This window comes from Frankia sp. CcWB3, assembly GCF_977927595.1.
The window spans coordinates 9,343-18,231 of record NZ_CDWRCK010000073.1; the positions used below are offsets into that span (position 1 = coordinate 9,343).

At 71.2% G+C, this 8,889-nt stretch carries 7 protein-coding genes and 1 pseudogene; all 8 read right to left on the reverse strand.

Annotation, left to right across the window (positions count from 1 at the left end):
* Positions 1 to 52: 52 nt before the first annotated feature.
* The 8 genes and pseudogenes from ACY5KJ_RS08130 to ACY5KJ_RS08165 all read right to left on the reverse strand — a co-directional run bounded on the left by ACY5KJ_RS08130 (position 53) and on the right by ACY5KJ_RS08165 (position 8,443).
* Complete coding sequence (locus ACY5KJ_RS08130) at positions 53 to 382, reverse strand: hypothetical protein (protein WP_462187136.1); 330 nt, start codon at positions 380 to 382, stop codon at positions 53 to 55.
* Positions 383 to 455: 73 nt separating this feature from the next.
* A pseudogene (locus tag ACY5KJ_RS08135) lies at positions 456 to 917 on the reverse strand (metallophosphoesterase); the annotation flags it as partial.
* A complete protein-coding gene (locus ACY5KJ_RS08140) occupies positions 869 to 1,921 on the reverse strand; it encodes a tyrosine-protein phosphatase (protein ID WP_462203098.1) in 1,053 nt (350 codons plus the stop codon). The pseudogene ACY5KJ_RS08135 and the gene ACY5KJ_RS08140, both read right to left, overlap by 49 nt.
* Before the next feature lie 32 nt (positions 1,922 to 1,953).
* Entirely contained in the window at positions 1,954 to 3,333 is a 1,380-nt protein-coding gene (locus tag ACY5KJ_RS08145) for an ABC transporter substrate-binding protein (RefSeq protein ID WP_462187126.1), read from the reverse strand.
* Positions 3,334 to 3,463: 130 nt separating this feature from the next.
* The gene (locus ACY5KJ_RS08150; protein WP_462187125.1) at positions 3,464 to 4,693 is read right to left on the reverse strand and encodes an ABC transporter ATP-binding protein; all 1,230 of its coding nucleotides are present in this window, start codon (positions 4,691 to 4,693) and stop codon (positions 3,464 to 3,466) included.
* Positions 4,694 to 4,922: 229 nt separating this feature from the next.
* On the reverse strand, positions 4,923 to 5,870 hold the full coding sequence (locus ACY5KJ_RS08155; protein ID WP_462187123.1) for a MurR/RpiR family transcriptional regulator: 948 nt from the start codon (positions 5,868 to 5,870) through the stop codon (positions 4,923 to 4,925).
* A gap of 106 nt (positions 5,871 to 5,976) precedes the next feature.
* The gene (gene metX / locus ACY5KJ_RS08160) at positions 5,977 to 7,179 is read right to left on the reverse strand and encodes a homoserine O-acetyltransferase MetX (RefSeq protein WP_462187122.1); all 1,203 of its coding nucleotides are present in this window, start codon (positions 7,177 to 7,179) and stop codon (positions 5,977 to 5,979) included.
* Entirely contained in the window at positions 7,151 to 8,443 is a 1,293-nt protein-coding gene (locus tag ACY5KJ_RS08165) for a bifunctional o-acetylhomoserine/o-acetylserine sulfhydrylase (protein WP_462187121.1), read from the reverse strand. The genes metX and ACY5KJ_RS08165 overlap by 29 nt, the downstream gene beginning before the upstream one ends.
* Between the last annotated feature and the right edge of the window lie 446 nt (positions 8,444 to 8,889).

Sequence of the window (8,889 nt, forward strand, 5' to 3'; positions counted from 1 at the left end):
CCGACGTACTGGACGAGGGTCGGTGCCGGACGGGGGTGGGTGCCGGACGGAGTCAGTGATAATCCGCCGCGAGCCGGACGACCTCGTCGAGGGCCATGTCGTAGACCACCTCGGTGGTGGCGATCGGTACCGCGGTGGCGACGGCCCCCTCGGGGTAGACGTCGATCCGGGTGTACTCGCCCCCGACCAGGCCGGTTATCCGGTCGGCCGGGCCGAGGGCGCGTAGCCGGTAGGCGGTGGCACCCGCCACCCAGACCGGAACGCCGCTGAGCACGCCCGCGGACGCGTGGTGGGCGTGACCGGCCAGCACGATCTTCGCGTCGCTGCCGGCGAGCACGTCGGCGAGGTTCTGCGGCTCGGCGAGCAGGAGCGAGTTCACCATCGAGAGCGGGGGACGGCACGGGTGGGTGATGCAGGGCGAGGATGGTCCCGTCGGGGGCCGCGGTGGCCAGCTCGTCGGCGAGCCAGCGCAGCTGGGCGGTGCTCAGGAAGCCGCTGTGCTCGCCCGGTTCGGTGGTGTCGAGCATGATGATCCGCAGGTCACCGACCCAGTGCACGTAGTCGTGAGCCTCCACCGTGGGTTCCGCGCCGAGCAGTCCCTCCCGGAACGGGCCACGCGAGTCGTGGTTGCCGACGCCGTAGAGCACGGGCGTGCCCAAGCGCGCCGCCACCGGTTCGACCAGGTCACGCAACCGCTGGTAGGCCAGCAGATCACCGCGGTCGGCGAGGTCACCGGTGAGCAGCAGGGCACCGATCTTCAGCGTGGACGCCTCGATCTGGTCGAGCACGGTGCGGAGCGCGGCGTACGTGTCGACCTTGCCGTGCATCAGCTCACCCTCGCGGACGATGTGGGTGTCACTGATCTGGATCAGGCTGTGGGTGGGCGTGTGCGCGGTTGGGTCCAAGAGTATCGGCATGGACGTCCTTCGGAGCGGGAGGGGATGGCTTCAGGGCGGACGGGGTTCAGGGCGGACGGGGTGGCGCCTGGGGTGAGCCGCAGGCCCGAGGGGGAGGGACTCCGGGCCTGCGGCTCACTGGCTGGGGTTAAGCCCGCGGTCGCCGGACCGGAATCCGGCCCGGCGTCGGAGGCCTCCGCCGGCACGAGCAGGGCCTCGACGAGGCGGTCCAGCGCGTGCGCCGTCGCCCCGTGCGCGAGCAGGTAGGTGTGGGTGTCCCCGTGCCGGGCGTGGATACGGCCCAGCGCGTGCAGGATGAGGTCGGGCGGGCTTGCCATCAGCGAGGCCGGCAGCTCCTCGCCATCGGTGGACATCAGGGCGGAGATCCGCTGGACGGCCGCCGCAGCCTCGTCCCGCAGGAAGTACGAGGTCAGCGCGAAGTCCTGCGCGATCACCTCGGCTGGCACCCCGGCGAGGTCCAGCGCCAGAGCGATGACCAGACCGGTGCGGTCCTTGCCGGCGCTGCAGTGCACGATCGCGGGCAGTGCCCCCGGTGCGGCGAGCGCGAGCATGGCCGCGGTGAGGCGGTCCCCTCGATGATCGACGACGTGGTCGTAGAGGCTACGCAGATCGCCGGCCGTCTGGTGCCGGTCGACCGGCAGGGTGTAGACGGGCACCCGCCGATGCGTCGCGGCGAGCCGGCCGAGCTGGTCCGGATCGTGCGCCACCTCGGTGTCCTCGCGCAGGTCGATGACCGTGCGCAGCCCGATCTGCGCGAGGATGGCCTGCCCACGGCCGTCGAGCCCGCGTAGCGTGCCCGAGCGCAGCAGCGTGCGCCAGCGCAGGGAGCGTCCGTGCACAGTCGGGTAGCCGCCGACGTCGCGCAGGTTGATCGTGCCCGGCAGCGACAGGGCGCGCCGCGCCTGCGGCGCCCCGCCGTCGCCGGCGCCCGGGGCGGTCCCGGTGCTCGCTGCGGTGGCCGTGCTCCCAGTGCTCACGGTGCTCACGGTGCTCACGGTGCTCACGGTGCTTACGGTGCTTACGACGGGCACGGCGGTCACTTCCGGGGCAGGAAGCTGGTGGCCTGCTTCTGCGCGTCGGCCAGGGTGGATGCCGGGTCCTTGCCGGTGAAGACGGCGCTTTCGACCGCGGTCATCATCGTGTCGGAGATCTGGAGGTAGTTGTCACCCGGGAAGGACTCCCACGGCTCGATCCGGGTGAGCTGGTCGAGGTTCGGCTTGATGAGCGGGTTCGCCTTCGCCCAGGCCTGCAGGTACTTCGGGTCGTCGATCAGGCCGGTCCGTAGTGGCAGGTAGCCGATCTTTGAGGAGATCTCGGTGTAGGCGCGGTTGCTGGTGAGGAACTTGGTCAGTTTCCAGGCGGCGCGCTGCTTGGCCGGGTCCTTACTGAAGATCGCCAGTGCCGCTCCCGAGTTGGTGGGGATGACCGGCTTCGAGCCGAACGCGGGTTCCTGGGCGGCGTCGAGCTCCCAGTTGTTCGCCTTGGCGCCGGCCATGAACATCCCCTGCAGGGAGCTGCTTTCGAGCAGCATCCCGGCCTGGCCGGTGCTGAACGCCTTGACCTGCTGCTTCTGGTCGAGGTTCGGCATCACGCCGCTGCGTGCCAGGTCGGCGGCCATCGACACCGCCTCGACGCCCGGCGGGTCGGCGAAGGACAGCTTGGTGCCGTCGGTAGAGATCACCCGGCCACCGGCTGACCGTACCAAGCTCTGGAAACACCAGTCCCCGACCTTCGTCAGACAGTCGATGAGGACCCCGTCCTTGCCGGTCTTCGCCTTGATGGCGAGCGCCGCGGTCTTTACCTCCGCCCAGGTCTTTGGCGGCTTGGCCGGGTCGAGGCCGGCCTGGGTGAACAGGGTCTTGTTCAGCCAGAGAACCGGGGTGGAGAAGACGTACGGGACGGCGTAGGTCTTGCCGTCGACATCGCCGAGGGTGCGGGCTTTCGGGGCGAACGGGTGTTCGCCGCCGAAGTTCGCCTGAACGGCCTCCCGCCCGACCAGTGTGTCGAGCGGCTGGGCGCCGAGGCTGCCGGAGGCGAAGCGCAGCGCGTTGAAGGTGATCTGGGCGACGTCCGGGGGGCTGCCCGCCAGCACCTGGTTCTTGATGCTGGTGACGTAGTCGCCGCTGTTCGCGCTGCCGGCCAGGTTCTGCGGCGGCTGGCCCTTGACGGTGATGTTGGGATGCGCCGCCTGGAAGTCGCGGAGCAGCCCCTCGATCACCGGCTTCCACGTCCCGACGTTCGCGAGGTTGTAGCTCTCGAAGACGATCGAGACCTTCTGGTCCGGGGAGCGTTCGGGGATCGTGCTGGCGTTCGCGGCCGCGCTCGTGGGTGTGGGCGAGGACGTCGCACACGCGGAGGCGAGCGCCGCAAGCAACGCGAGGCCAGCTGCGGCACGCAGCAGGCGTGGTCGAGCCACGGGGATGCTCTTTGGGATCAACGGGACGTTGGGATCAATAGACCGACGGGACCGACGGGACCGACGGAATCGATGGGATGGCGGACGGACCGGATCGCGGTGATCTGGTCCGGTTGGGTCTGGTCGCCCCTCAGACCGCGGCGGGCGCGGCCGAAGCGGGGGAGGGGGACGCGGCGAGCGCGCCGGGCACGGGGATGGTCAGGGATTCCCGGGAATCCGGTGGCCGCCAGGCGAGCCGACGTCCGCTCGCCCGAGCGAACAGGTGCACCCGTGAGACGTCGATGGTGAGTCGGGCCCGGTCACCGGCGGCCAGTCCGATCGGGCGGGGGCCACGCAGCGCGACAGCCTGACCGTGGACGTCGCACCAGGCCACCTCCTCGCTGCCGAGGTTCTCGACCGTGGTCACGACACCTTCGATCTGCGCGGTCAACCCGGGTGATGCCGTCAACCCGGGTGATGCCGACGATGTCTCGGCCGGGCCGGGCAACTCGGCCGGGCCGGGCAACAGCGCCAGGTTCTCGGGTCGCAGACCGACGATGACGTCGCGGGGTTCGTCGAAGCCCGGCCACAGCGGGATGCGTAGCCCGTCCGCGCGGACCGCCAGCAGGTCGCCGTCGGCCTCCACCCGGGCCTCGATCAGGCTCATCGGCGGTGCGCCGAGGAAGCCGGCGACGAACACCGAGGCCGGCGTGTCGTAGACCTCGGTCGGGCTGCCCACCTGTTCCACGCGGCCGCCGTTGAGCAGGACCACGCGGGTCGCCATCGACATGGCCTCCACCTGGTCGTGGGTGACGTAGATGAAGGTTCGGCCCAGCCGGCGGTGCAGTCCGGCGAGCTCGGTGCGGGTCGCGGTGCGCAGTTTCGCGTCGAGGTTCGAGAGGGGCTCGTCCATGAGGAACGCCTGGGGGTCACGGACCAGCGCACGGCCGAGCGCCACCCGTTGGCGCTGCCCGCCGGATAGCTCACGGGGGCGCCGGTGGAGCAGCCCGCCGAGTTCGAGCTGGTCGGCGACCTCGCGGACGCGCCGGGCGATCTCCGCCTTGGGGCGGCGCGCGGCCCGCAGCGGAAACCCGATGTTGCGCTCGACCGTCAGGTGCGGGTACAGCGCGTAGCTCTGGAAGACCATGGCGAGGTCGCGCCGTCGGGCGGGGACATGGGTGATGTCGCGGTCGCCGAGCATGATGCGCCCCTCGCTCGGCTCCAGCAGGCCGGCGATCATGCGCAGCAGCGTGGTCTTCCCGCAGCCGCTCGGTCCCAGTAGAACGAGGAAGTCACCGTCCGCCACGTCGAGGGAGACGTCGTCCACCGCACGGACGTTTCCGAAGCGCCTCGTGAGGCCCTCGATCCGGATTTCTGCCACCCAGCACCCCGTGTACGTCTGTTCCAGAAGTGCGCCTGCCCCCTGGTTCCTCGTTACAGAGGCAGTCTCGGGTACCTAGATGAATGGTCCATGACGGTCGGGAAACGGGGGACAGTCACTTACCGCAACGAATCTCCGGCCAAGCGCCTTGCCGGTGGGACGCTTTCGTAGCTGTCCGAGCGCCCCTTGGCGCGCGTCCCCTGACCCGACTGACCCGACCGGTCATCGGTCAGAACTCGTAGGGATCGGCGGCTCCGCGGCCGGGATCCGCCGCGGGCCGCCGCGGGCCGTCCTCCGCCCGCACGGAGTGGCCCTGGACGTCCCGCATGACGGTCCCGGCCAGCAGCGGGTTGTCCGTGCGGCGCAGGCCGACCGCGAGCTGCAGGGCGTTGAGCAGCAGCAGGGAGGCCAGCCGGCTTGCGATCATGTCCGAGCTGATGGGCCAGTCGGGCGACCCCACCACGAGGCTGATGTCGGCGATCTCGGCCAGGGGCCCGGCCGTGTAGCTGGTGATGCCGATGACGGCGGCGCCCGCGGTCCGGGCCGCCTCCGCGGCCCGCAGACTCGGCTCGTTCGCCCCGCTGCTCGTGATGACCAGGCAGACGTCCGAGGGCGCGAGCAGGCGGGCGGTGAGTTCCTGGGCGATCGAGTCGCCCGGCGCCTCGGCCGGCCGGCCCATGCTGAGGAAGCGCAACGCCGCGTCCTGGGCGACCGGAGCCGATCCGCCGTTGCCGATGACGAGCAGTCGGTTGGCCCGGTCCAGCAGGTCCACGGCGGGCGCGAGACGGGACCGGTCCAGCGGGCCGAGCGCGTCGGCGAGCACCGCGGTCGCCGCGCCGAAGACGGTGTCCACCAGGCGCTCGACCGGGTCGGCAGCGTCCGTTCGGCCGATCTCACCGCGCAGCGCCGCGGCCCCGCTCTCCCGGGCGAGCTCGACGCGGAAATGCTGGAATCCGCGGAAGCCGAGATGTTGGCAGGCGCGCACCACCGTGGCCGTCGATGTTCCCGCGGCCTCCGCGAGCTGCGCGGCGGACCATTCGACCACGTCCCCCGGACGGGCCAGACACACTTCGGCCACCCGCTGCTCGCTCGGGAGCAGGCCCGGCAGGGCCGCGCGGATGGTGGCGAACAGCCCGCCCGGGCGGGCACCCGGCGGACCGGCGGAGGGGGTCACCATGCAGCGGTTCATACACGCTCAAGGTGACGGGCCGGGGTGCCGTCCGCTGCCGTGCCGCGCGGTGCCGTCACCGTGCGGATAAATCGTGCGGATAATCAGTTCCGGGTCAGGCCGTCCGGAGGGCGTCGTGGACGATTGCGGCGACCTGCTCGGTCTCGATCAGGAACCCGTCGTGCCCGCGCCGCGAGTGGACGACGCGCAACGGCGCGCCGACGCGCTCGGCGATGTACTCCTGCAGGTGGAGGGGATAGAGCCGGTCGGAATCGACCCCTGCGACGGTGAACGGCACCGGGCAGGACCGTAGCGCCGGCGCGCGCCCCCCGCGCCCCCGGCCGACGTCCTGGATCATCATCGCCCGGGTCAGGGCGACGTAAGTGCCGGCGTCGAACCGAGCGGCCAGCTTGCCGGCATGGTGGTCGAGGTAGGAGGCGACCTCGAACAAGCCGTCGGGCCGGGTCCGATCCGCGAACCGTTCCTTCAGTTCGGCCTCGCTGCGATAGCTGATCTGGGCCACCCGCCGGGCCAGACCCATGCCGGCGTCCGGGCCGCGTCCGTCGGGCCGGTCGTGGTAGTCGCCGCCGTTCCAGGCCGGGTCGTCGGTGATCGCACGAAGCTGCACCGCGGACAACCCGATCTGCTCCGCCGTCGCCGCCGCGCCGCAGGCCAGGACCACGGCGTGGTCGACCCGGTCGGGATGGCCGACGGCCCACTCCAGGGCCCGCATGCCCCCCATCGAGCCGCCGACCACCGCGGCCCAGCGCCGGATGCCGAGCGCGTCGGCGACGGCGACCTCCACCGTGACCTGATCGGAGATCGTGATCTCGGGCCATCGGCCGCCCCAGGGTCGGCCGTCCGGCGCGGGACTGGCTGGCCCGGTCGTGCCCTGGCAGCCGCCCAGCACATTCGGACAGACCACGAAGAGGCGATCGGTGTCGAGGGCCCGTCCAGGCCCGATCAGGCCATCCCGCCAGCCTGGGGTGGGGTGGCCCGGCCCGGGCGGGCCGGCGGCGTGACTGTCCCCGGTGAGCGCGTGCAGGACCAGCACCGCGTTGGTGGCCGCGGCGTCGAGGCGGCCCCACGTCTCGTAGGCCACTGTCACGCCGGGCAGGACGCCGCCGCGTTCCAGCCGTAGCGGTCCCGGCAGGTCGACGAACCGGCGCCGTCCCACCGGGTCGATCCCGGCGCGCCATGCCCCGGAGGCGGGCGGTGGCGCCGACGGCGCCGGTTCGACCGTCGGCGGCACCGGTTCGACCGAAAGGGCCGCACCGGTGCCACGCGACTCAGCTCTTGGCCGCACGGAACCCGGCATCGAGGTCGGCCAGGATGTCGTCGATCCCCTCGATGCCGACCGACAGGCGGACGAGATCCGGGGTGACCCCGGTCGCGGTCTGCTCGGTCTCGGTGAGCTGGGAGTGCGTCGTCGTCGCGGGATGGATAATCAGTGAGCGGACGTCACCAACGTTCGCCAGGTGGCTGAACAGCTCGACCCCCTCGACGAACTTCTTCCCGGCTTCGGCGCCACCGGCGATGCCGAAGGACAGGATCGCGCCGGCGCCGCGGGGGAGCACCTTCTGTGCCCGGGAGTACCACCGCGACGACGGCAGGCCCGGGTAGGCCACCCAGCTCACCTCGTCGCGCGCCTCGAGCCACTCGGCGACCCGCTGGGCGTTCGCGGTGTGCCGCTCGATCCGCAGCGACAGCGTCTCCAGACCCTGGAGCAGCAGGAACGAGTTGAACGGGGAGATCGCCGGGCCGAGGTCGCGCAGTAGCTGCACGCGCGCCTTGACGATGTACGAGCCGTGACCGAGCGCGTCCCAGTAGACCAGACCATGGTAGCTCGGGTCGGGAGTGGTGAAGTTCGCGAACCGGCCGGAGGCGCCGAAGTCGAACCGGCCGCCGTCGACGATGACGCCGCCGATCGCGGTGCCGTGGCCGCCGATGAACTTCGTCGCCGAGTGGACGACGATGTCCGCGCCGTGCTCCAGCGGCCGGTACAGATAGGGCGTCGCGAGGGTGTTGTCGACGATGAGGGGGATCCCGTGCGCGTGGGCGACCTCGGAGATCCCGACGGTGTCGAGGACGTCGCCGCGGGGGTTGCCGATCGTTTCCCCGTAGAACGCCTTCGTGGTGGGCCGCACCGCCGCCCGCCACTCCTGGAGATCATCGGGATCGCCGACGAAGGAGACCTCGATGCCCAGCTTCGGCAGGGTGTAGTGGAACAGGTTGTACGTCCCGCCGTACAGGCTGGCCGAGGAGACCACGTGGTCGCCGGCCTCGGCCAGGTTCAAGATCGCCAGCGTCTCCGCGGCCTGCCCCGACGCCGCCGCGAGCGCCCCGATCCCACCTTCGAGGGCGGCGATGCGCTGCTCGAAGACATCCTGGGTGGGGTTCATGATCCGGGTGTAGATGTTTCCGGGCTCACCGAGGGCGAACAGGGCGGCGGCGTGGTCGGTGTCGCGGAAGACGTAGCTGGTGGTCTGGTAGATTGGCACGGCTCGGGCGCCGGTCGCCGGGTCCGGCTGGGCTCCCGCGTGGATCTGCTGGGTCTCGAACGACCAGCTCTCGGTGCTCATAGGGTGATCCTCCCCGGGGTGAAGTCGGTGTTCGGTGCGTCGGTGGTGTCGGCGTGTCGGCGTGTCGGCGGTGTACCGGGCACCGGCTGTGGGACGCGGGCCGGGCACTGATACCTGCGACTGCCTGCGACTACCACCGATACCTGCGACTAATCTGCGATGGCTGTCCTCGTCCGCGGTTCCTCACGGTTGCCCGCGCGGTGTGGCGGTGGACGGTCCGGCTGCCGAAGGGGAACCGGGCCGCTTCCCCGGGGCCGGTCGGAATGCCTAAGATCGTGCGGTACGAAAAAGATCAGAAGCCCGGGCACAGCCCGTCGAAGGCGGCCGTGCGGGATGGGTGGCCGCCTAGTGTACCGACCTTCGGGCATCCCCCGAACATCGCAGAGCGGCGCGCAACCGTCCCGGATGTCCGGCATGTGACCGCATGGTTCCGGCGCTAGGGCCTG

Bases quoted from the DNA above. Each gene is read 5' to 3' on its own strand.
- ACY5KJ_RS08130 (WP_462187136.1), bottom strand. From the start codon at position 382: ATGGTGAACTCGCTCCTGCTCGCCGAGCCGCAGAACCTCGCCGACGTG.
- ACY5KJ_RS08155 (WP_462187123.1), bottom strand. From the start codon at position 5,870: ATGGTGACCCCCTCCGCCGGTCCGCCGGGTGCCCGCCCGGGCGGGCTG.
- metX (WP_462187122.1), bottom strand. From the start codon at position 7,179: ATGCCGGGTTCCGTGCGGCCAAGAGCTGAGTCGCGTGGCACCGGTGCG.
- ACY5KJ_RS08165 (WP_462187121.1), bottom strand. From the start codon at position 8,443: ATGAGCACCGAGAGCTGGTCGTTCGAGACCCAGCAGATCCACGCGGGA.